Annotated in this window: 19 protein-coding genes; 12 read left to right on the forward strand and 7 right to left on the reverse strand. The window is 58.3% G+C overall.

From position 1 onward, the window contains the following. Nucleotides 1–132 precede the first annotated feature (132 nt). The 6 genes from ATY75_RS14510 to ATY75_RS14535 all read left to right on the forward strand — a co-directional run bounded on the left by ATY75_RS14510 (nucleotide 133) and on the right by ATY75_RS14535 (nucleotide 8,648). Nucleotides 133–1,488, forward strand: a complete 1,356-nt coding sequence (locus ATY75_RS14510; RefSeq protein ID WP_245317576.1) for an aspartate aminotransferase family protein — start codon at nucleotides 133–135, stop codon at nucleotides 1,486–1,488. Nucleotides 1,489–1,566: 78 nt separating this feature from the next. After that, on the forward strand, nucleotides 1,567–3,642 hold the full coding sequence (locus ATY75_RS14515; RefSeq protein ID WP_088938092.1) for a hydantoinase/oxoprolinase family protein: 2,076 nt from the start codon (nucleotides 1,567–1,569) through the stop codon (nucleotides 3,640–3,642). 112 nt (nucleotides 3,643–3,754) lie between these two features. Beyond that, on the forward strand, nucleotides 3,755–5,509 hold the full coding sequence (locus ATY75_RS14520; RefSeq protein ID WP_064843906.1) for a hydantoinase B/oxoprolinase family protein: 1,755 nt from the start codon (nucleotides 3,755–3,757) through the stop codon (nucleotides 5,507–5,509). A gap of 105 nt (nucleotides 5,510–5,614) precedes the next feature. Further along, on the forward strand, nucleotides 5,615–6,031 hold the full coding sequence (locus ATY75_RS14525) for a nuclear transport factor 2 family protein (RefSeq protein ID WP_064843907.1): 417 nt from the start codon (nucleotides 5,615–5,617) through the stop codon (nucleotides 6,029–6,031). A gap of 65 nt (nucleotides 6,032–6,096) precedes the next feature. After that, nucleotides 6,097–7,683 carry an FAD-dependent oxidoreductase gene (locus ATY75_RS14530; protein ID WP_088938093.1) on the forward strand — a complete coding sequence of 529 codons (1,587 nt, stop codon included), beginning with the start codon at nucleotides 6,097–6,099 and terminating at the stop codon, nucleotides 7,681–7,683. An 80-nt stretch (nucleotides 7,684–7,763) separates the two neighbouring features. Continuing rightward, complete coding sequence (locus ATY75_RS14535) at nucleotides 7,764–8,648, forward strand: fumarylacetoacetate hydrolase family protein (RefSeq protein ID WP_088938094.1); 885 nt, start codon at nucleotides 7,764–7,766, stop codon at nucleotides 8,646–8,648. Between the two features lie 49 nt (nucleotides 8,649–8,697). On the opposite strand, the gene ATY75_RS14540 is transcribed toward ATY75_RS14535, so the two are convergent. Beyond that, on the reverse strand, nucleotides 8,698–9,663 hold the full coding sequence (locus ATY75_RS14540; RefSeq protein ID WP_088938095.1) for a MurR/RpiR family transcriptional regulator: 966 nt from the start codon (nucleotides 9,661–9,663) through the stop codon (nucleotides 8,698–8,700). Nucleotides 9,664–10,156: 493 nt separating this feature from the next. On the opposite strand from ATY75_RS14540, the gene ATY75_RS14545 reads away from it, so the two are divergent. Genes ATY75_RS14545 through ATY75_RS14565 form a run of 5 tightly spaced genes read left to right on the forward strand, consistent with a single transcriptional unit; the run spans nucleotide 10,157 to nucleotide 15,255 of the window. Then, nucleotides 10,157–11,269, forward strand: a complete 1,113-nt coding sequence (locus tag ATY75_RS14545) for an ABC transporter ATP-binding protein (protein WP_088938096.1) — start codon at nucleotides 10,157–10,159, stop codon at nucleotides 11,267–11,269. 31 nt (nucleotides 11,270–11,300) lie between these two features. Beyond that, the gene (locus ATY75_RS14550; RefSeq protein WP_245317577.1) at nucleotides 11,301–12,782 is read left to right on the forward strand and encodes an extracellular solute-binding protein; all 1,482 of its coding nucleotides are present in this window, start codon (nucleotides 11,301–11,303) and stop codon (nucleotides 12,780–12,782) included. Continuing rightward, entirely contained in the window at nucleotides 12,779–13,717 is a 939-nt protein-coding gene (locus ATY75_RS14555; RefSeq protein ID WP_088938097.1) for a sugar ABC transporter permease, read from the forward strand. Before ATY75_RS14550 ends, ATY75_RS14555 begins: the two co-directional genes overlap by 4 nt. A 40-nt stretch (nucleotides 13,718–13,757) precedes the next feature. Further along, entirely contained in the window at nucleotides 13,758–14,627 is an 870-nt protein-coding gene (locus ATY75_RS14560; protein ID WP_064843912.1) for a carbohydrate ABC transporter permease, read from the forward strand. A 13-nt stretch (nucleotides 14,628–14,640) separates the two neighbouring features. Then, a complete protein-coding gene (locus ATY75_RS14565; protein WP_088938098.1) occupies nucleotides 14,641–15,255 on the forward strand; it encodes a thiamine phosphate synthase in 615 nt (204 codons plus the stop codon). Between the two features lie 125 nt (nucleotides 15,256–15,380). On the opposite strand, the gene ATY75_RS14570 is transcribed toward ATY75_RS14565, so the two are convergent. Continuing rightward, complete coding sequence (locus tag ATY75_RS14570; RefSeq protein WP_088938099.1) at nucleotides 15,381–16,499, reverse strand: Gfo/Idh/MocA family oxidoreductase; 1,119 nt, start codon at nucleotides 16,497–16,499, stop codon at nucleotides 15,381–15,383. A gap of 106 nt (nucleotides 16,500–16,605) precedes the next feature. Here ATY75_RS14570 and ATY75_RS14575 point away from each other — a divergent pair, with 106 nt between their 5' ends. Next, nucleotides 16,606–17,499, forward strand: coding sequence for a LysR family transcriptional regulator (locus tag ATY75_RS14575; RefSeq protein ID WP_088938100.1), 894 nt, complete (start codon nucleotides 16,606–16,608; stop codon nucleotides 17,497–17,499). Between the two features lie 207 nt (nucleotides 17,500–17,706). On the opposite strand, the gene ATY75_RS14580 is transcribed toward ATY75_RS14575, so the two are convergent. The 5 genes from ATY75_RS14580 to ATY75_RS14600 are packed head-to-tail and all read right to left on the reverse strand — an operon-like array spanning nucleotide 17,707 to nucleotide 21,913. Next, nucleotides 17,707–18,330, reverse strand: a complete 624-nt coding sequence (locus tag ATY75_RS14580; RefSeq protein ID WP_064843915.1) for a hypothetical protein — start codon at nucleotides 18,328–18,330, stop codon at nucleotides 17,707–17,709. After that, the gene (locus ATY75_RS14585) at nucleotides 18,323–19,015 is read right to left on the reverse strand and encodes a hypothetical protein (RefSeq protein ID WP_088938101.1); all 693 of its coding nucleotides are present in this window, start codon (nucleotides 19,013–19,015) and stop codon (nucleotides 18,323–18,325) included. The genes ATY75_RS14580 and ATY75_RS14585 overlap by 8 nt, the downstream gene beginning before the upstream one ends. A gap of 33 nt (nucleotides 19,016–19,048) precedes the next feature. Continuing rightward, entirely contained in the window at nucleotides 19,049–20,023 is a 975-nt protein-coding gene (locus tag ATY75_RS14590) for a sugar kinase (RefSeq protein ID WP_088938102.1), read from the reverse strand. Then, nucleotides 20,023–21,066, reverse strand: a complete 1,044-nt coding sequence (locus tag ATY75_RS14595; RefSeq protein WP_088938103.1) for an ABC transporter ATP-binding protein — start codon at nucleotides 21,064–21,066, stop codon at nucleotides 20,023–20,025. The genes ATY75_RS14590 and ATY75_RS14595 overlap by 1 nt, the downstream gene beginning before the upstream one ends. A 4-nt stretch (nucleotides 21,067–21,070) precedes the next feature. Beyond that, a complete protein-coding gene (locus ATY75_RS14600; protein WP_064843919.1) occupies nucleotides 21,071–21,913 on the reverse strand; it encodes a carbohydrate ABC transporter permease in 843 nt (280 codons plus the stop codon).

The following is a 21,913-nucleotide window of genomic DNA, read 5'->3' on the forward strand; positions in this document are numbered from 1 at the left end:
TCCGAATTCCCGATGACCCGTTGCTCCGGCAGCGAAAATAAATTCCTATAGGATCATATGATCCAATTGACAAATTATAGGATCATGGTGTTCACTGCTGCTCAGAAAGCGCCAAGCGGAGGAGATAGAGCGGTGAGACATAGCGAAAATTGTGCGGAAACCGCATCCGGCAACCGATCCGAAGCCGCGTTTTTACGAGAACGTAAAGTGGTTCCGGGCGGATCGATGCGCGCAGCCTCGTGGTTTCAGCCGCACCCGCCCTATGCTGCGAAGGGCGAGGGTTGCTGGGTCATCGATGTGGATGGAAGGCGGCTTCTCGATTGCGCCAATAATTTCTTTTCGCTGATTCACGGTCATGCGTTCGAGCCGGTCCTGGAAGCAGTTCGCGGCGCGATGTCCAAGGGGACTGCATTTGGAATGCCGACTGAAAGCGAAATTCTGCTTGCCGAAGCCCTGGCGGAAAGAAGTCCGCGACTGGAACAGACCCGCTTCTGCAATTCCGGAACGGAGGCAGTGCTCGCTGCGATCAAAGGCGCGCGCGGACTAACGGGACGCGAGAAAATTGCCAAGTTCGAAGGCTGCTATCACGGGGCCTATGACTGGATTGAGGTCAGCCTTGATCCGACACCCGCCAATTGGAACGACGAGGCCGGCAATCCCGCATCGGTGCGATGCAACGCCGGAACGCCGGATTCCGTATTGCGCGAGACTGTCGTTCTTCCTTATGACGATCCGCAGCGTTGTGCAGATATCTTGCTTCGCGAAGGTCCGTCGCTGGCGGCGGTTATCGTCGATCCGCACGCCTCGCGCGCCGGCGCGGTGCCAATGTCGAGGGAAACCGCTGCCGTCGTCCAGCAAGCCTGCCGTAAGCACGGGATTGTCCTCATCGCCGACGAAGTTATCAGCTTCCGGCTTTCCTTCGAGGGAGCATCGCCCCTGTTCGGCCTGGAGCCGGATCTGGTGACGACGGCTAAAATCATCGGCGGAGGCCTGCCGATCGGAGCGGTTTCCGGCTCTCGCGATCGCATGTCCGTGTTCGATCATTCCGCCGGCAAGCCGATCGTATCCATGGGGGGAACCTTTAGTGCGAACCCCCTGAGCATGGCCGCAGGTCTTGCCTCTCTCACGCATTATTCCCGCGCCGCCGTCGAGCGGCTCAACACCTTGGGCGACAGACTTCGCCAGCGCGTGCGGGCTGGATTTGCAAGTTCGGGAGCGGAAGCGTCGATAACGGGGATGGGGTCGCTGTTCCGGCTCCATGTCGGGCGGCACGAGGTCACTGGTTATCGCAGTGCATACGCCAACGCCGACACCGCCAAGCTCATTCGCCGCGTTCAGCTCGCAATGCTCGATGAGAACATCCTTCTCACGCCCAACTGCTCGGGCGCCCTGTCAACACCCATGACGGAAACAGAGGTTGATCTGATTGCCGACAAGCTGGTCGGCGTTGTGTCGAAGGGCATCGGCGAAAACTCAGCCCCGGGCTAAGTGATTTGATGACGGTCGGCGTTTCAGCCTGAGACTGGCGGCATGCCGTCGCAGAAACAACCAAAATGGGAACCGTGGATGTTAGTTGCACCTTACCGCGTTGGAGTTGATATCGGTGGCACGTTCACCGATCTTGTCATGGTTGATGCCAAGGGCGCCGTGCGAGCGTTCAAGGCTCCATCCGTGCCGGCCGACCCGACTGACGGCGTGTTGTCTGCTGTGCGGCTTGCGGCAGAGTCGCTGGGAACCGGCATAGAAACGTTCCTGGCCGATACCGAACTTTTCGTGCACGGCTCGACCATTGCCACAAATACCCTTCTCGAAAAGACGGGCGCGAAAGTCGGACTGCTCGTAACCAATGGCTTCCGAGATTCGCTCGAAATCCGGCGCTCGATCCGGGAGAACGTATGGGATCATCGTCATCCCTTTCCGGAGGTCCTCGTGCCGAGGTACCTGCGTCTGCCGGTCGTCGGACGAATGGAGCATGACGGAACCGTGCGGACCCCGTTCGATCCCGCTTCGGTTGCCGCGGCCGCGCGGATCTTTGCCGAGGAGGGGGTCGAGGCAGTGGCGATCTGTTTTCTGCACTCCTATGCCAATCCGTCCCACGAACGGGCAGCCAAGGCCGAGCTTAAGAAGCTGCTTCCGGAGGTCTGGGTCACCGCTTCTTCAGAAATCGCGCCGACCATCGGCGAGTATGAACGAACGTCGACCACCGTCGTCAACGCCTATGTCGCCTGCAAAGTGGTGCCCTATCTCGAGAGCCTGGCGACCAGGCTCGCAGCGTTGGGCCTGCCGCGCAAGCTTTTGATGATCCAGTCGAACGGAGGTGCAATCTCGATAGACGAGATTGGCCACACCCCGGCGAGCCTGGTGCTTTCCGGACCCGCCGCCGGTGTCGGATCGCTGAAATTTTTCGGGCAGGACACCGGCTCCGATCATCTGATCTCCATCGAGGTCGGGGGTACGAGTTGCGACGTCACCTTGATGCAACACGGCGCGGTCACGATGACGGACCAGATCGTGGTTGACGGTTATCATCTCAACATCCCTGCGGTTGACATCCACACAGTGGGCGCTGGCGGCGGTACGATCGCGTCTGTCGATGGCGCCGGCCTTCTCAAAGCCGGCCCCGAAGGCGCGGGCTCGACACCAGGGCCTGCATGTTATGGCCGTGGCGGCCGACGGCCAACCGTCACCGATGCCCAACTCGTTCTTGGTCGACTGAAACCTGGCCCCTATGCGGGCGGCGCGATTACGCTCAATTTGGAAAAAGCCGTCGAAGCGATCGATGATCATGTCGCCAAACCTCTCGGCCTCTCGGTCGCGGACGCGGCAGCCGGAATCATCCAGCTCGTTGAGCAGAACATCCTCCATGCTGTGGAACAGGCGTCCCTCGAGAAGGGCTTCAACCCGAGAACGTTCACGCTTGTCGCCGCCGGAGGCGCCGGGCCGCTGCATGGCCCATCGACGGCTCGACTGCTCGGCAGCTCCAGCCTTTACGTCCCCCGTCTTGCCGGCGTCTTCTGTGCATTCGGAATGTGTAATTCCGACCTCCGTCATGACTATGTGCGAAGCTGGCTCCATGGCCTCGACAATGCTGCGGACTCTGGTTCCGCGGAGTTGGAGGCGGCTTTTACAGAAATGCAAACCGAGGCGAGCGAAGTTCTGCAACGAGAAGGATTTACAGGGAGCAGGGCGGCCCTGGAGCGAGCCTATGACTTGCGGTATTTTGGACAGCAGTGGACCATTCCGGTCGAATGCGCCTCGACCGATGCCACTGTCATCAGAAAGGCGTTCGAGCAGATTTACCAGCGCCTCTTCGGCTACGTACAACCCGCCGGCGATATCGAGATCGTTAACCTTCGATTGGCGGCTATAGGCAAATTGGATCCCCTCCAGGTCGCCGCGGCGGCGAGTGACATTTCCAATCCGCAGCCCCACTCCCGTCGATCGGTGTGGATCGACCGGCGCTCCGGATTCGTCGATACGCCGGTCTATGACGGCACGAAACTCGTCCCGCGCCAGACACTCGTTGGGCCGGCAGTCATCGAGGAAGCCACGACGACGCTGTTCATAGGTGACGGGGATCGCCTGACAATGACCGATGCCAGCAACTATCACGTGAAGATAGCGCCGGGCGGGATAGCATGACCGTTTTTCCCGAGCGGTGGCGAGATCCCGCCAGGGCAACCCCCAAGGCACGGCGCCATCCAACCGTCAGCCAGGCAGGTTTTCCCGATTTTAGATGTGATGGAGCCCAATCATGAGCACTTCCTCGTCTTTCGACTTCGATCCGGTTCTGATCGCAATCCTGCAGCGGCAGCTGGACCATATCAGCCTGCAGATGGGAACGATCATGACGCGCACAGCGCGCAGTCCGATCTTCAGTCAGAGCCACGATTTCTCATGCTTTTTGAGCAATGCCAGCGGCGAGACCATCGCTCAGGCGGATGGGCTGCCGATTCATTCCGGCAGCGGCGGGTTTGCAGTCAGGGCGGTTCTGCGGGATTTTGCCGGGCGCATCGACCCCGAAGACGTCTTCCTGTTGAGCGATCCTTATGCCGCGGGCGGTAACCATCTGCCCGACTGGACGCTCATCCGGCCAGTTTTCGTCTCGGGCGAACTGATCGGATTTTGTAGCAACCGCGCGCATCAATCCGATATTGGCGGCGGCGCGGCTGGAACATACAATGCGAAGGCCACCGAGATTTTCCACGAGGGAATTCGCCTACCCGTTCTTAAACTGATCGAGAAGGGTACGCTCCGTGACGATCTGTGGCGGTTGCTGCTTTTGAATTCGCGTTGCCCGGATCTGCTGGAGGGCGACCTCGGTGCGATGATCGGTTCCACGCGTATCGGCGCTCAACGTCTGGCCGATGTCGTCGAACAGCTTGGAGTGGAGAAGGGCAATGCCTATCTCACGGCACTTCTGGATTACGGCGAACGACGCATGCGTCAGGCGATTTCGGAGCTTCCGAACGGAGTCTGGGAGGCTTCGGATGTAAGTGATACCGACTGTTTCGATCTGGTTGATATTGAAACGCGTGTAAAGCTGACGGTCGAGGGAGACACGATTAGCTTCGATTTCACCGGGACCTCTCCTCAAATAAAAGGCTTTAAAAACAGCGGGATAGCGAATACGCACTCGGCTGTTTACTGTGCGCTGTCGGCTTTCCTCGACCCGGCAATTCCTCATAACGAGGGCGTCTACCGCTGCGTCAGGATCATTGCGCCGGAGGGTACTGTGGTCAACGCTTTGCCACCGGCGCCGATGACGATGAACACCGTCTATCCGGCGATCGACATCATGAACGCGTGCTGGCGGGCTCTGGCGCAGGCCGACCCGGAACGAGCTTGCGCGGGCTGGGGCAAGTCGGTGTTCGGGATATCGTCCGGCTCCAAGCCCGCCGGCGGCGTCTTTGTCCTCTATCATTGGCATGGTAGCTCAGGGGGCGGCGCAGTCAAAGGAAGGGACGGCTTTCCGACGACGAGCCATCAGATGACGCTTGGCGGCATGTTCATTCCGAATGTCGAAACTTACGAGCAATCCTACCCGATCCGCGTGCATCGGTATGAGATGCGCAGGGACACCGGCGGCGCCGGACAGTATCGCGGCGGTACCGGTGTGGACTATGTCGTCGACGTCCTTGTTGGCGGCGAGCACCTGCTGCGCGGGGAGGGCGCCCGCAAACAGACCGGGGCCGGCGTCAATGGGGGGCATTGGGGTGCGAAAGGGTCGATCCAGGCCTATGATCTCGAGACCCGCGAAGCCCTGCCTTGTCCGCCATATGGGGTGGAGCAGGTCAAACCCTTCCATCTTGTCATCGAAGCCTCCGCAGGCGGGGGCTGGGGGCATCCGCATGAGCGACAGGCAGAAGCGGTGCTTCGCGATGTGCGCGACGGGGTGGTTTCGCCTGAATCAGCGTTGAACATCTACGGTATCGAAGTCTCTGCAGACGGCAAGTCGATCCTTTCATCCAAAGCGAGGAGCGCCGGGCGCACTGCCGCCCAGCGTTGATCAAGATAACATCTCGCTTCATCGCGGCGAACGTCCCCCAGAGCCTGTGCCCGGGTCCGTCGATGAGCGTCAGCAATATGGTCACACAACGTTACGGAGGTTCAGTTGGCTAAACGCGCAAAGGAAATTCTTCACGATTATCACCAGGCTTGGTCCAGCGGCGATGTGGAAGCGGGATGCAGCTTTTACGCCGAGAGCCTGGTCGTCCATATGGGAGGATCGCACCCGGTACTTTCCGGCGACTTTCACGGTGCGAAAGGCTTCATAGAAGGCTGGGTGAACAAGGTCGCCGCGTACACCGACCGGTGGGTGGTCGGTGGCGAAGCCGGAGCCGACGAGCTCATTGCCGAATCCGACGAAGCCATCCTCATCATGGTTCATGAGATCTGGACGCGCGGCGAGCAACAGGTGCGCACCGACCGGCTTGCCGCCTATCGGTTCGAAAACGAGAAGATCGTCGAATGCTGGTTCTGTGACATGCGCCAGGCTGAAGTGGATCGGTTCTTTGAGGGTATCCGCTGACGGTGCTGGTCGATTGAGCGGTCAGAACATACGCGGCTGCGTGCCGGAATAGGAGAGGGGAATTCATGCCCGACTATATCGTCGTAGGTGGAGGATCTGCCGGATGCGCCATAGCGGGGCGTCTCAGCGAAGATCCAGCCGTGTCGGTAACATTGTTTGAAGCGGGCCCACGAGACAGCAGTATGTGGATACGGTTCCCCGTAACCTTCTACAAGTCCTTCAAGAGTTCATTGCTGCAATGGTACAAGATTGAAACGCTGAAGCACCAGAATGGTCTTGAGACTCAGGTCGGCCAGGCGCGTGTTTTGGGAGGAGGCAGTTCCCTTAACGCGATGATTTACATTCGCGGCGCCCCCGAAGATTACGATCGGTGGGCAGCTCATGGTGCCGATGGCTGGAGCTACAAAGACGTTCTGCCATACTTCCGGAAGGCGGAAAACAACGAGGTATTTTCCAACGAAGCCCATGGACAAGACGGCCCTCTGAGTGTTTCCAACCAGCAGCATACGCTCCCCTTGACCAAGGCCTGGGTCAAGGCATGCCAAGAGGCAGGTATTCCCTTCAACCCGGACTTCAATTCCGGAGAGCAGAAAGGCGCCGGTTTCTACCAGCTCACCACCAGAGACGGTCGCCGGTGTAGTTCTGCGGCGGCCTATCTCCAGGCGGCGCGAAATCGGCAGAACCTGAAGATCCTGACCGACAAGCCGGTCACCAGAATTCTCGTCGAAGCCGGACGCGCCGTTGGCGTTGAATATCTTGAGAACGGGCGCTTGACGACGCTCCGTGCCGACCGCGAAGTCGTTGTTTCGTCTGGTGCGATCGGGTCGCCACGATTGCTGATGCTATCGGGGATCGGGCCGGCGAAGGAATTGCGGAGCGCCGGCGTCGACGTGGTGCACGATCTTCCAGGCGTCGGGCAGAACCTGCAAGACCACACGGATTGCTTCCTGATCTACAATCTGAAATCCGACAGCAGCTATGACAAATACAAGAAACTGCGTTGGCAACTTGCCGCAGCCGCTCAGTATGGCCTCTTTGGAACAGGCCCCATCACGTCCAACATCTGCGAAGGCGGAGCATTTTGGTGGGGCGATCGACGCGACCCAGTCCCGGATCTGCAATATCATTTTTTTGCCGGCGCCGGTATCGAAGAAGGCGTCGAAACGACAGCCAGCGGCAATGGCTGCACGTTGAATGTCTATGTATGCCGGCCGGAATCGAGGGGCAAAATAGCGCTCCGCTCGGCCGACCCGACCGTCCCGCCCCTCGTCGATCCCAATTACCTCAGCCACCCTTACGACGTGGACCGTCTCATCGACGGCGTCCGGCTGGGACAGGAGATCATGTCGAAACCGTCAATGCAGAAATATGTTCGTGCTGGGCATTTGCCGGAAAAGCCGCTGACGGCTCGCGCAGACCTTGAGGCCTTTGTCAGAAAATATACGCAGGGCGCGTACCACTTGAGCGGCGCTTGCAAGATCGGCACCGACGAGATGGCGGTCGTCGACCCTCAGCTTCGTGTACGAGGTATCGATGGTCTGCGCGTTGCCGATACCTCGGTGATGCCGTTCGTCACCTCCGGCAATCTCAACGCTCCCGCAATCATGATCGGGGAGCGAGCCGCCGATTTCCTCAAAGGCAATAGGATCTGAGAACCGGAGCAGATCGTTCGGTCTGCGGGCGGCGTCCCCCCTTTGCGCACTTAACCGATTGAACATTGAAAGGGCAGCATATGAAACTTGTATCCTACTATGCCGGCGTCACGACCAGGGCAGGCGTCGTGCTCGATGCGAAAGTGTACGATGTAGAAATGTTGCTGAGCGGCTTTGCCGTCAGGCCCTCCCGAAGCTCTTCGCTCCGAGAGGTTCTAAGCGAGCACGGTGGCGGGCTGGCAGCATTGGCCGCGCGCCTGACGGCGGCGGCCAAAGACAATATGAAGGCGGAGATTGGACCACTGGAATCCGTGCGTCTAGCACCACCGATCACAGACCCGGCAAAGGTGTTGTGCATCGGCCTCAACTATAATGACCACGTCGCAGAAACAGGTCGCGCATTACCGTCTCATCCCGACGTTTTTGCAAAGTTTGCCAGCACGCTGATCGGTCCGAACGAAGACATCCGGTGCTCTCACGTTACGCAAAATCTCGATTTCGAAGGCGAACTGGCAGTCGTGATCGGTCGTGAATGCCGCGCGGTCGCGCCGGATCAGGCGCTTGGCTACATCGCCGGGGTAACGGTACTCAACGACATTACCGCCAGGGACTTGCAGTATCGGGGAACGCAGTGGCTCGCCGGCAAGGCTGTCGATGGATCTACGCCCTGCGGACCGGCAATCGTCACCCTCGACGAGATTGGCGACGTTCAGGATTTGGACATAAAGACAAGGGTCAATGGTGTCGAGGTCCAGTCCTCGAATACACGCTATATGATTTTTCCCATTCGCGAATTGATTTCTTACATCTCGTTTTTTCTGACCCTGTCGCCCGGCGACATCATCACGACCGGCACGCCGCAAGGCATTGGCGCCAAACGTCAGCCGCCTCTGTGGCTGAAGCCCGGCGATGTCGTGGAGGTTGAGCTTCAACAAGTTGGGGGACTGCGCAACCGCGTCCAATAATGTCAGGCGATCCGCGCGTCCGGCTACCGTCTGTCTCTCGGCCGGACGCCTATTCGGAATGCCCGTCCGCGGCCGAATTTGTCCGCCGGGCCTTTGGCGTACGCTGCCGTTTGCCATCCGGGCTGGAGAGAAGGTACTCACCGGAATTTACGAGGAACCGCTCATTTTCACGGATTCGATGCTGCGCCGCGTCGCCCAGTTTGATGATCGTCAAAGCCGCCAGAGCATTGGCGATCGCAATCGCGCCCAGCGCGGATTCCGGGAAGGCGCGTCCAGAGGACTGTGCCACGAAATGCAGCGGACCGGCAAATTTGCTGATCGGCGCCGCGAAACTGTCGGTGATAGCGATCACCCTCGCTCCCATATGGGACGCCTTCTCAGTCAGCCGATGCACGAGCCGGTTAAACGGTGCGAAAGTGACCGCAACGAAGGCATCGCCAGGGTGAATGTCATCCAGGGCGCCTTCCGGGGCTCCCCCTGGAGTGTCCAGCAGAACAATGTTCGGCCGTGCCTTTTGCAGCGTGTAGGCGAGCGTGAAAGCGGGGGTAAAGGCAGTCCGCCGGCCCATGACATATATTTTTGGCGCCTTCGCCAAAATTTCGATCGCAGCTTCAAGTTGTTCTTCCGACAAGTGGAGCCTCGCCTGACCGACGATGGCTTGCTCGGTCGCGAAGAACGAATCCACAAAGGTCATAAGACTGGGAGTTTTTCCGCTTTCAGAGATCAGAGTCTGAGCGCTCAACTCATTGCGTTTGATGGATTGGCGGTCTCGCAAATGCCGTTCCGTCGTGTCGATGAATTGCTGCCGGAATTCGCTGTAACCGGCAAATCCCAGCCTCTGGGCCAATCGCACCAGGCTGACCGGCTGCACTTCCGCACGCCGCGCAACCTCCCTCATTGTATAAAAAGGGATTTCTTCAGCATTGTTGATCACGTAATGGGCGGCTTCAACCGTTTGTCCGGAGAGCTCTACGCAGATGTTTTTGATCCGTTCGATCAGGTCTAGTCTCGTCATTGGTCGCTCTGGATTCGTTGATGCAGGCCCTTGGTGCCGGATGGTTCGCGGCAGCACCCGGTTTTCAGCCTGATTGCCATACTTTGAGTCATATCGGCAAGTTTGTTAGCCATCCCGTTCCATGATGGTGCCTTCCCGGAAATGGTTGTGGGCGAGATCGTTCATTCGACGCGCTATTCAATTCGATACTCCATATTTAGTTGGGCGACGCGAGCGATTTCTTTGCCGGGCAAAAAGTAACCGGGCACCGTCGTCGCATGTTTTTGAACTCTGCCAACATTAATTTGTAGCCTGGATCACATGATCCACTTGACAATAAGTTGGATCATAGTGTTCACTCTTGTCAACCAAAAGAAATCAGGGTGAACGAGCCGGCTCAGGCAAGGGCCATGTCGGTTCAGCAGAAATACTCAGGAACATTGGTTCGAGAGCGCTTGCTCGTCGGACAAAGGTTGGGCTGCGCGACAATATCGGCAAGCCTTAAGGAGAAGCCATGACTGCCGTAAGCCTGAGAGACGTGTGGAAGCAATTTGGCACTTACACGGCAATCGAGGATCTCAACCTGGATATCAAGGACGGAGAATTCATGGTCTTCGTCGGGCCGTCCGGTTGCGGAAAGACAACAACCCTGAGAATGCTCGCCGGCCTTGAGACTCCGACCTACGGTCGGATCCTTCTGGGTGAGGAGGACGTCACGCTGACCCCACCGGGACGGCGAAACGTGTCCATGGTCTTTCAAAGCTACGCGCTTTATCCGCATATGACGGTGCGGCAGAATTTGTCCTTCGGTCCGGAGATCCGGGGCGAGGCGAAAGCCGAGATCGCCGGCGGAATTGACCGCGTGGCGAGGCTCGTCGGTCTGCAATCGCTCTTGAACCGTTATCCAAGCGAGCTTTCCGGCGGCCAACGCCAGCGCGTCGCGCTGGCGCGCTCGATGATCCGTCATCCGCGCATTTTTCTTCTCGACGAGCCGCTGTCGAATTTGGACGCCAGTCTGCGAACGCATATGCGTACGGAAATCGCAGAACTGCAGCGTCAACTGGGGGTTACGGCGGTCTACGTCACTCACGACCAAGTCGAAGCAATGACGATGGGTCACCGCATAGCCGTGTTTGACCAGGGCCGCATTCTTCAGGTTGCAACGCCTTCCGAACTTTATCGGGCGCCGGCAAACAAAGTCGTCGGAATGTTTATCGGCTCCCCGCGCATGAATATTTTGCCGGCCAGTTTGGCGCGGGCCGGCGACATGGTCAGGGTTCGCTGCTTCAACATATCCTTCGTTGTCGAAGGCCGCCATTTTGTCAAAGACCCCCTCCCGGAGAATGTCGAACTCGGGATCCGGCCGGACGAAATTCAGTGGGTGAAGGACGCACCTTCAAGGTGCACCGAGACAATCACCGGCATCGTGACGTCTCTCGAAACTACCGGATCGGACACGTTCGTTCTGGTCGATGTCGAAGGCAGCGAAATTAATGCGAAATTCCCAAGCTTTGCGCCGGTAAGGCGCGGAGACGCCGTCGATTTGGTCTTCGATCCGCTCAACCTCCATTTCTTCGATGGGGAAACGGGAGCGAGTTTAAAGGGCAACGCGGCCAACCAAAACTAATCGGAACACTTGCTCAACTGGGAGTCAGAATATGTCGATCTACAGAACGAAGTGCCTGTCCCGCGATATTCAAGACCGTGCTGTCCAAAAAATGGCCTGTGATAGGCAAGGGCCGAAAGACCGCGCGCTGCTCTCCTCCACCGGCCTTGGCAGGGGCTTGCGAAAGCTTGCGGTTGCTGCGCTGCTCGTCGCGGCAGGATTTGCAGCTGTCCCGGCGGGTCATGCAGAGGCGGCAACGGTCAAGGTGGCGTTCAGCCTGAATTGGACATTCGCCGATCCGAAACTTGCCCAGAAGTGGTTCGGCAACGTCAAATCGCAATTCGAGGCTGCTCATCCGGGCGATACGATGGAACTGATACCGGTGCCCGGCACCTATGACGACTACATCACCAAACTCAGCCTTCTCTACAATTCGCCAGACACCAAACCGGACATCGTGCAATATTTCGACATCAATGTCGGTCAGTTTGCCGGGAGCGATCTGCTCTCGCCCCTCGATGATAAAGTCGCCGGTGCATCCTGGTGGCAGGACACGCCGGATGCGGTCAAGGAATCTGGAAAATACGATGGCAAGGTCTATTCCGTGGCGCAGGGGATCAATACCTATGGAATCCTTTTCGACCGGACACTGACGGAGAAGGCCGGACTTGCGAAAGGCTGGAAGCCGCAAAGCTGGAACGACATTCTTGATGCCGCCCGCGCAATCAAAAAGACGTCGCCGGAGGCCTCGCCGCTCTATGTCATCACCGGGACGGCACAAGGCACGTTCGGTGTGGTGGCCGGCCCAGGCCTTCTGCTCTCCGCCTCGAGCAATCCGACCATCTTTGATACGGCGACCGGCAAATGGGTCGTTGACAGCAGCGGCATTCGGGAAGTCTTGAATTTCTACAAGACGGCGGCTGCAGACGGACTGCTGGCTCCGACATCGCAAATCATGGACCCGAATGGCGCGACGCATCCCGCCGAGTCCCTCCATAAGCATGAGTTCGGCATTACCTTTGCCGGCAATTGGATCCCGGTCTTCTGGGGCAAGGATATCTGCGCGCCCTGCTGGGACGACGAAGAAAAGACGATAGGCTTTGCCCAGGTCCCGACGGCGAAGGGCCAGGCCCCTGGATTCGGCGCGAGCTTCAACGGCGTCGTGCTGTCGATGTCCAAGGACCCGTCAAATGCCGATCTTGCCTGGTCGGCAATCGACATCATGCAACAAAAGCAAAACCTCACAGATATTGCCGCGTGGGTCCCGGTCGTTCCAGCCACCGCGTCCTTGAAGGCCGACTCCCGATATCTGTCGCTGAGCCGCCCGCCTTTCCAGGAGGCTTTTGCCAATCTGAGTTCGACCTCCAGAAGCATGCCCTCGCAACCCGAGTTTCCGATCTGGGGCAATGCATTCCAGCAGGCCACCCAAGCGATGGTGCTGAAGCCGGAGACAACGGTCGATGAGGGCATCCAGATCCTGAAGTCGTACATGGCAACCCAGGTCGGCGAAGACAATCTGGAGACCTTGCCGTGAGTTCGGCACCTGCAATAGGCACTGATCCGGCGCACGCCGGATCAGCCGGGCCATCGCAAAGACGCGAGCGGCTGGACAAGCCTCGCGTCGAAACGATCAGCTTCGTCCTGCTGGCACCCTCGGCATTCCTCCTGGTCGTTCTTTTTCTGGGGCCGGTCTTCTACGCGATCTACCTTGGCTTCACCAATCTGCAACTGATCGGTATTCACGCGATCAATTACCGCTTCACGGGCCTTGGCAACGTCGCCTTCATGTTGGGCGACGCCGTCTTTTACAAATCTCTGTGGTTGACCGTCGTTTTTGTGGTCGGATCGGGGGCAATAGCCACAACTTTACTGGGGCTAGTACTCGCCATTGCACTTCAAGACTGTATCACGCCGGTACGGTGGATCAGCAGCGCAACCGCGATCCTTGCCTGGACTCTGCCGCCGACGACGATTGCGTTTCTCTGGATGGCGACGAGCACCCAGTCAGGCCTGATTGCGATGCTGGCGGGCAACATGCGGCTGGATCTCCTTTATCAGCACGCCATGGTGGTCGTATCGACAGCCAATGCCTGGTCGCTGGCGGGATTGGCAATGACCATGTTTTCGGCCGCGCTGCGCAATATCCCTGGCGATCTTATGGAAGCAGCGCAACTGGAGGGCGCCTCGGCGGTTCAAACGTTGATGCGCATAACATTGCCCATGTTGAAGCCGACGATCGTAACATGCGCGCTGCTGATGATGTTGATGACCTTCGGCAACTTCACTCTCATTTATCTGATGACGGGCGGAGGGCCGGGCAACGAGACAAACATCCTTCCGGTTTATACCTATCTTCAGGGCTTTAAATTCCACAACCTCGGCTATGCCGCCCTTCTCGGCAACGTCATGGTGCTGCTCTCGGCATGCCTCGGCGGCCTATTCGTTTGGGCAACACGGTCGCGCCGCTAGCATCAGCTGAGTTTTGGGAAACCAGTAACGGGTAATCGTCATGAACGCAGTCTCATTCGACCGTATGTCAACCCCGCCGTCCGGGTTGATCGCAAACAGGCCAAGACGCCTGACGTGGGCCCGGCTTGTCAGCAACTCGACCGCGCTCCTTCTAGCGCTTTTTTTCTCGCTGCCCATGCTTTGGCTGATCCTTGCTTCCGTCGATCATAGTGCGACGAACCAGCTGAAGCTGCCGGAATTGACGGCAGAACATTATTGGGTCGCGGTTCAGGCAGACAATCTTGCAGCGCTCGCAAACAGCCTCCTCCTGTCGACGGTTGCGACGGTGGTGGGCACGACCGCTGCGTTCGTCGCCGCCTATGTGTTTTCAAAACACAATATCCCTTTCAAGAATCCGCTTCTGCTGACCATCTTGTTTCTCTCGGGCGTGCCGATCTCAATCCTGATCGTCCCTGTCTACAAGATGTTCACCATACTCGGTTGGCTGTCCATCGTGCCGACCGGGATATTGCTGGGCGTGACGGCAATCCCGTTTCAGATCTATCAGTTGAAGAACTTTATTGATGCAATACCACCGGAGCTCGAGGAGGCGGCCGCACTTGAACAGGCGACAACCCTTCAGATTCTCTACCGAGTCATTCTTCCCTTGACGAAACCCGGCCTCGCATCATCGGCAATTTTTGGTTTCGTCAACGCATGGGGCAATTTCCTCATGCCGGTCGTGCTGATCAACAGCCTTGCGGACCAACCCGCTCCCGTTCATCTCTTCGGGTTCATGGGTTCCAACTCTATCGATTACGGAGCGATCGCCGCATATTCTCTCATTTACTCTCTTCCGGTCATTGTCTTGTTTCTGGGGATGTCTCATCAGTTCAAGGCTGGCTTCTCTTTGGGAGGAGCCGTTAAGTAAAGGCCGCCTTCTCATGAAACTTGATCCCTTCTATCTCATCGTCGACAGCGCCAAATGGATCGAACGTCTCGTGCCGCTTGGCGTCAAACTCGTCCAACTGCGCGTCAAGGACCGTTCAGACTCCGCGCTTCGCGAGGAGATACGGCGTTCGAAGGTCGCCTGTTTGGCAGCGGGCTGCCGATTGGTCGTCAATGATCACTGGAAGCTGGCAATCGACGAGGGATGCGATTTCGTTCATCTCGGGCAGGAAGACCTGATGGCCGCCGATATCACAGCCATCCGCCGCGCCGGCCTGAAGCTCGGCCTTTCGACCCACGACATATCGGAGCTGGAAACTGCGCTGGCGGTCGAGCCGGACTACGTCGCGCTGGGACCGGTGTGGCCCACGGTCCTCAAAGAGATGAAATGGGCGCCGCAAGGCGTCGAGCGCATCGCGGAGTGGCGGCGGCGCGCCGGGCGAACACCGCTCGTCGCCATCGGCGGCATCACGGTCGAGCGCGCGCCGCTGGTGTTCGAAAAAGGCGCAGACAGCGCTGCCGTGGTCACCGATATTGTTCGCAGCCCCAATCCCGAGGCCCGCACGCGTCAATGGCTGGCCGCGACCGCGCCTTTAAGGTCAGCGAGATGAGATACCGCACTGATCGCTTGGGAGAACCGCCCGGACCCTTTCAGTTCAAATGCCATTGACATTGATTCGGACCGCCACATCCGGCGCCGGTGATGACGGCAGTTCATTCCCTCGCGACTTTCGGATCAGGCTAGGACAATGCGACTTCCGCTTTCGGCCGCTCTCTCGATCGCAGCGATGACGCGATGCACTGCGACCGCGTCCTCGAAGCTTGGCGCAGTGCGGGTGCCGTCCCGCAGATCGCGTGCCATTCTGGCATAGAGACGTGCGACGTTCCCCGGCTCGACGTCCTGCGGCCAGCCAACGCGGTATGAGGCTGGGATCTCCAGCGGCCGGAACGTCTTCTCCTCACCGCGCCCGCCCATGAGAGAAAGCTGCACCATCTGCGTATGACCGGAGGAACCCGAGACACGAATGTCGCCTTCGGTGCCGTGAATTTCCCAAAACAGGCCGTCGCCGTCCCGCGGCGTGCCACCACGGTAGTGGATGGAGACGGTTACGCCCCTCTCCAGGATTCCGCTAACAATCACCTGGTCCGGCGAGGAAGTTGGCAAGGTCTCGCCGGTATCGACAGCAAGTGCCGTGGGCCGCCGGGTCGCCAGGATCGCGGAGATTTCCGCGAGCCCCCCTAAAACATCCCTGAGCGCCGCCAACGTATGGCCCACAGGGATCGTCAGCAGGTTGGCGCCATTGGCGCGATCCAGCAAATAGCCGTAGGTCTTCTTATCAGGGATGATGGCAGCACCCAGAGCGGCGCCGCCTCGCGCCACCAAGGTAGTCGACAACACCTCTCCAACGAAGCCATCGGCGACCAAGTGTTTCAGATACTCGATCTCCGGAGCGACGCGCGCCTGAGTTCCGACGACACCCAACATCCCTCTAGTTCGAGCGAGCGCGGCCATTTCTTCGGCTTCGGCCAATCCGTTACCGAGCGGCCATTCGCAGTATACATGTTTGCCCGCCTCGATTGCTGCTTTCACAATCTCGAAGTGAGGAGGCACCTTAACCGTGACGGTGACAATGTCGACCTCCGGCGATGCGATCAGTTCGGCAACATCTGCAAACGCCCTTGGCAGTCCATATGCCGCCGCGGCTGCTTCCCCGCTAGCCTTGCTCGTATTGGCGACGCCAACGATTTCGAAAGTCTCGGAGAGCGCGCGCAGTGCGGGAATATGGGCTCGCGCGGCCCAGCTTCTGCCCGGCTGCAAGCCAACGATGCCAATCTTGAAGCGATGTCCGGGCATAACGTTCTATTCTCCTTTGAATTCGCCGCTAGAATAGATCGATGTACTCTGTGCGAAAATTCGGTAAATATGCGAATGATCCTTGAGATTTCGCACAGATGATAAGATGGTCGATTGGGAAGATGTCCGGCATTTCCTAGCTGTGGCGCAGAGCGAAACGCTCTCCGGCGCTGCCCGCAGCCTCAAAGTGGATCACGCGACAGTCAGTCGACGGCTTGCCGCTCTTGAGGCCGCCCTGGACGTGCGGCTCGTGGACCGCCTGCCGCGGTCCTGCCGCCTCACAGCGACAGGAACACAGGTGTTCGAGCGGGCCCTGGAGATGGAAGCGGGTGCTCACGCCATTGCCCGCTTGGCGAAGGCTGCACACGCTCCACTTGCCGGTCGCGTCACTCTGAGCGCGCCGCCTGTTCTCGTTACGCATCTTCTGGCCGACCATCTGCCACGTTTCAGGAGGGAATATCCGGAGATCCGGCTTTCGCTCTCGGCACAGGGCAGGCGGGTTTCACTCAGCCGCCGCGAAGCCGATGTCGCCGTGCGGTTCGTGCAGCCTGATGAGGCAAGCAGCGTGGCGCGAAAAATTGGGACGATGGCCTTCGGCCTCTATGCGCATCGCTCTTACGCCCATCTGTCTGCGCCCGAACACTGGGAGTTCATTGCCTGGGATCAGACCTATGCCGACACGCCAGCGCAATCGTGGTTGCTCGGCATTGCCGGCGATCGCCCAGTGGTCTGCGAGCTGACTCATTCAAGTGAGCACCTGATCGCCGTGCGGGCTGGCGTGGGCGTTGCCGGTTTACCCTGCTTTATCGGGGAGCGGGACCGTGATCTCGTCCGGATCGGCGAGCACATACCATCTTTTGCGCGCGACATCTGGCTCATGGTTCATCGCGATTTGCGCAACGCGCCGACGATACGCGCTGCTATGGACTTTGTTGCAGCCACCATTTCCGAGGATCAATATCTGTCCCTCCGACGACAGTCTTCCGAGCAGATCCTCTGAAATACCCCCTTGCGAGGGCGACATGGTGAAAATCGACGCCATCCCCCTGCGTGAACATTGCATCGGCATTTGCGGTGTCATTACGCCCTTACCGGAACCGACCCCTCAATGTTCCTGTCGCTTTTAGCGAGATGTCGTATGGCGTCGCTTGGCGCTAAGCTGCGGATAGAATCCGACGTGACCTCCCGCTGAAAGAGCCTCTGGACGTCAGTTTCGCAGGGGTATGGCCTCAATATCGGCGACGTCGTCTACGGAGCGGGTGCGAGCGTTGAAATTGCTCGGCATCCACCAATTCGGTTGATTGCCAAGCAACATCTGGAAAAAGCCCGCGGCATAATCCATGTCCTGGTTGGCATTTTCGCGAAAGGACCACCAGCTACGAAGATCATCCACCATTTGGCTGATATGGACATCTATATGAAATTCCTGGTCCATCGTGGCAGCATAGACAGTCAGGCAAAATGTGGTGGCCACATATCCTTCGGGCCAGAACGCCGCCGCCGACTTGGGGTCGAGGCGGGTGGGTGCACACACTGCCTTAATCGGCAGGTCCGCTACGAGTTCGCGCAATACCAGAGAGGGTGCAAACTGAAAAAACTCGCGTCGTTCGACCTTTTCCTTCGGCTTCTGGCGATCGATACTGTCAAGCCAGCGAACAAATGCACCCGCTAGCTTGGCGTCGTCGATGGCAAAGTCGCACGCAATCGCTTCGCCGCAGAAGGCCGCGTGTGCATGAAAGGCTGCCTTGAACCAGTGTAACTGCCTGACCGCCACCCTTAGCGGCTTGTTGGTTCGGGGAAGATTGTGCATTGAGCGCGATAAATCAAACATGGGCCGCGCACCGTTCAAAGAGCGAGGCCAAAGCCGAAGAATCTCTCTTCTGATAAATATCCAGGATCTTTTCTTGAAGAGCGACCGCAAGATCGGTCGCGGCGAAGATCATCGCTTCTTTCTCAGCATCGTCCGACTCCGCGAGCAATGAGAGCATCGCTGCAAAGACCGCGACGACGATGGTCCTGGAGCCCATGACGGGTGATCGGTCGTCTAACTGATCGATTGCTATCGATCCGTCATCCGCAAGCTGCAAGGTCAGTTGGGCGGCCAGCTCGAAGACGTCTCGGGAACGCGCCAGTCTTACAAAGGCCCGCCGGCCGGCACTCTGATTGACTAGAGCTCTCTTTGCGCCAAGGTGGCTCAGGACGAGCTTCATCGTTCCATAATAGGCGACCGAAAACTTATAGTCGGGCCGAGAAGAAGCAGCGATCTCGCGCAGGCTTTCGGAATTCGTCGCAGAATCGCTCAAGACGGAATGGGCAAAACTGCAGACGAATAAATCAACGTTGCGAGCAAGGACCTCAATCTCGCCAAGTGCTGAAAGAGCGATACCCGATGCCGGTGCCGGCAGCCGGCGGGGCGCAGTCTCCTTCATCGTGTCGCGCCCCTTCTTGAGGGTATAGCGCAACGATCTCAATACGTCTTTCAGTTGCGTCGTTTGTGGAGCGAATTCTGGCGGCATGCCAACCTACCCTCTTCCCTCATTGCACCTTTTTTAGGCCACAATATCATATCGCAATTCGCGTCTGGGTGTCGCCTTAATAAATGCACGAGTCGCATCATAGTTGGCCACGCCAGCCTGACTTCCCAAACCCGTGGCGTTCAATGCGGAGGATGCCTGGCCAAGTTCGACTGCATCTCGAGGCGACAGTCCTTTTACCAAGCCGCTCGCGAAACCGCCATTGAAGCAGTCGCCGCACCCGCATGTGCACTTTACATCGACCTGGAACGCCGGCGAGTGGAACTCCAAGCCTGCCTCATCATGATAGTAGGCGCCCGCTGCGCCCAAAGTCAGAATGACACACTTCGCCCCTCTGCTGAGAAGGAAATCCGCCAAATCCTTGTTGTGGGCCAATCCAGAAAGTGCCTGCGCTTCCTCCTCAGAGGGCAGGAAGTAATCCGTGTAAGGCAAGAGAGCTTCGACTTTGGGAAGGTCGTCCGGCGTTGAAGCGAAGACGTCAAGCGTTGTTATCACGCCTCGACGGCGCGCTTCCGCCATGATTTCCGCGGTACGGCCGGAGTCATCCATCCGATTCATCAGACCGACCCCACCCACGTGCAGGATTTTGGTGTCTAAAACGCGATCTATTTCCGAATCTGATACAAAAAACGCATCGGTCGCACCGCGCTTGTGAAGTGCCGGTCGCTGACCGTTCGGCCTTGTCGTCACGATTGAGGAGGATGTTGAGTAGCCCTCGTAGCGCCGCATCATCGTGGTGTCTATGCCGAAAGTCTGGAGCTTCGCACGGACCCAGTCGCCCATGTCATCGTAGCCCACGCCGCCAACCGCTTGCACATTGAGGCCGTACTTGGCAGCCACAATCGCCGCGGAACCGGCCGCGCCGGATACGGCCAGGGTGAAGTCTTCCACGAAAAGGGTTTGCCCCCCTGGCGGGATTTCCGCCACCGGTCGGCAGAGAGCATCGAAAGTGTAAAAGCCGACGCAGCTGAAATCAAAGGTCGCCGACATCACTGAACTCCGATCCTGTTGCCGTCGCCGTCGAAATAGTAGAGCCGGCTGGGGTCAAACCCGATGGATACGGTGGAATCAATTTTTGCCCGGAAATCCCGGCCGGTTTTGATTTCAAAGGTCTTCTCCGGGGTGCGGACGGACAGGTAGGTGATGTCACCTGTCGGCTCGACGCCGTAAACGGTGCCCTGGAGATTTTCGCCGCCGATCAGGCAATCCTCCGGCCGGAAGCCGAGGGTAACCTGACCGGAAAGCTTTGCAGGGCAGGCGACCTTCACGCCAGGAGCCGAGAAAATTCCATTGTGCGCAGAGCCCAACACCAAATTCATCGGCGGCGAGCCGATGAACCCTGCCACAAACGTATTTGCCGGATTTGAATAGATCTCATCGGGGGTGCCGATCTGCTGAATTATGCCTTTATTCATAATGACGATCCGATCTGCCAGTGTCATTGCCTCGATCTGGTCGTGCGTCACGTAAACTGTGGTCACCTTCAGGTCGCGCTGCATATGCTTGATTTGGACGCGCATGCTGGCACGCAGCTTCGCATCGAGGTTCGACAGCGGCTCGTCCATCAGAAAGACTTGCGGCTGGCGAACGATGGCGCGCGCGAGCGCAGCGCGCTGTCTCTGGCCGCCGGAAAGCGCGCCGGGCTTGCGCTCGAGAAACGGCCCAAGTTCAACCATATCCGCGGCGCGACGAACGAGGCTGTCATGCTTGTCCTTCGGAATGCGCCTCATTCTGAGGGGAAACCGAATGTTCTCGTAGATAGACATGTTCGGGTACAGGGCATAGCCTTGGAAAACCATCGCGACATCTCGATCGCGGGCATCCACCTCGTTCACAACGTTGCCGCCGATGCTTATCTCGCCCCCGGTGGGATGCTCCAGACCAGCAATCATGCGCATGGTCGTGGTCTTTCCGCAGCCCGACGGCCCCAAGAGGACCAGAAACTCCTCATCGGCGATATCGAGAGTGACATCTTGAACGCCAAAGAAGGAGCCAAAGCTCTTCACGACGTTCTTAAGTTCAATAGAAGCCATGGAATTATCCTTTCACTGCGCCCATCGTTAGGCCGCGCGACAGATGCTTCTGGATCAGGACAACGAGGATCAAGATCGGAGCGAATGCGAGGAACGAGACGAGTGCGATTGCGTTGTAGATCACCCCATCGGAGCCGCCTGTGAAGTTGGCGAGGGCAACTGACATCGTGTAAGCCTTTGAGGTCGACGCGATGAGAAGGGTGAACAAGAATTCGTTGATTGCGAAGATAGCCGCTATGACCGCAGCGGTGATAATGCCGGGCAGGCAAGCCGGGATCATGATTTCCCAAAGAATGGTCAAGTCCCCGGCGCCATCGGTGCGTGCCGCGTCCTCCAACTCCTTCGGAATATCCAGCATGTAGCTGCGAATGATCCAGGTGACGAGGCTGAGATTGATGGCCGCGTAAATGAGCATCAAAGCCCAGACGGAATCCAGCAAACCCATATTTTTGAACAGAAAGAAGATGGGCACCGCAACGATGGCCGGCGCCATCATACGCGTGGACAGGATGTAGAAACCGATGTCCTCTCGGCCACGGAACTCATAGCGAGCGAGCGCGAAGGCTGCGGGAATAGCCAGCAGCAGATCAATGACGACAGAGCCCGCCACTGCAACGACCGAATTTCGCAGATACGAAGCTATCGGCCAATCGCTGACGAGCAGGCGCCAGGCGTCCAAACTCCATGTCGGCCAGTAGATCGGCCTTGGCACGATGATTTCAGTTCTTGGTCTGAACCCTATTGTGAGGAACCAGATGATCGGAACAAGGCAAACAAGGGCCCAGGCGCCAAGTATGATGTAGCGAAGAAGGAAGCTTTCGCCGCCGCTTTTTCGAATACTAGCCAT

The sequence above is a fragment of the Rhizobium sp. N122 genome (assembly GCF_002211295.1).
Taxonomy (GTDB): Bacteria; Pseudomonadota; Alphaproteobacteria; order Rhizobiales; family Rhizobiaceae; genus Rhizobium.

Coding starts and splice junctions, on each gene's coding strand:
- ATY75_RS14560 (WP_064843912.1), top strand. CDS start 13,758: ATGAACGCAGTCTCATTCGACCGTATGTCAACCCCGCCGTCCGGGTTG.
- ATY75_RS14585 (WP_088938101.1), bottom strand. CDS start 19,015: ATGCCGCCAGAATTCGCTCCACAAACGACGCAACTGAAAGACGTATTG.
- ATY75_RS14590 (WP_088938102.1), bottom strand. CDS start 20,023: ATGTCGGCGACCTTTGATTTCAGCTGCGTCGGCTTTTACACTTTCGAT.
- ATY75_RS14540 (WP_088938095.1), bottom strand. CDS start 9,663: ATGACGAGACTAGACCTGATCGAACGGATCAAAAACATCTGCGTAGAG.
- ATY75_RS14580 (WP_064843915.1), bottom strand. CDS start 18,330: ATGTTTGATTTATCGCGCTCAATGCACAATCTTCCCCGAACCAACAAG.
- ATY75_RS14565 (WP_088938098.1), top strand. CDS start 14,641: ATGAAACTTGATCCCTTCTATCTCATCGTCGACAGCGCCAAATGGATC.
- ATY75_RS14545 (WP_088938096.1), top strand. CDS start 10,157: ATGACTGCCGTAAGCCTGAGAGACGTGTGGAAGCAATTTGGCACTTAC.
- ATY75_RS14550 (WP_245317577.1), top strand. CDS start 11,301: ATGTCGATCTACAGAACGAAGTGCCTGTCCCGCGATATTCAAGACCGT.
- ATY75_RS14515 (WP_088938092.1), top strand. CDS start 1,567: ATGTTAGTTGCACCTTACCGCGTTGGAGTTGATATCGGTGGCACGTTC.
- ATY75_RS14600 (WP_064843919.1), bottom strand. CDS start 21,913: ATGGCTAGTATTCGAAAAAGCGGCGGCGAAAGCTTCCTTCTTCGCTAC.
- ATY75_RS14595 (WP_088938103.1), bottom strand. CDS start 21,066: ATGGCTTCTATTGAACTTAAGAACGTCGTGAAGAGCTTTGGCTCCTTC.
- ATY75_RS14575 (WP_088938100.1), top strand. CDS start 16,606: ATGGTCGATTGGGAAGATGTCCGGCATTTCCTAGCTGTGGCGCAGAGC.
- ATY75_RS14570 (WP_088938099.1), bottom strand. CDS start 16,499: ATGCCCGGACATCGCTTCAAGATTGGCATCGTTGGCTTGCAGCCGGGC.
- ATY75_RS14530 (WP_088938093.1), top strand. CDS start 6,097: ATGCCCGACTATATCGTCGTAGGTGGAGGATCTGCCGGATGCGCCATA.
- ATY75_RS14520 (WP_064843906.1), top strand. CDS start 3,755: ATGAGCACTTCCTCGTCTTTCGACTTCGATCCGGTTCTGATCGCAATC.
- ATY75_RS14535 (WP_088938094.1), top strand. CDS start 7,764: ATGAAACTTGTATCCTACTATGCCGGCGTCACGACCAGGGCAGGCGTC.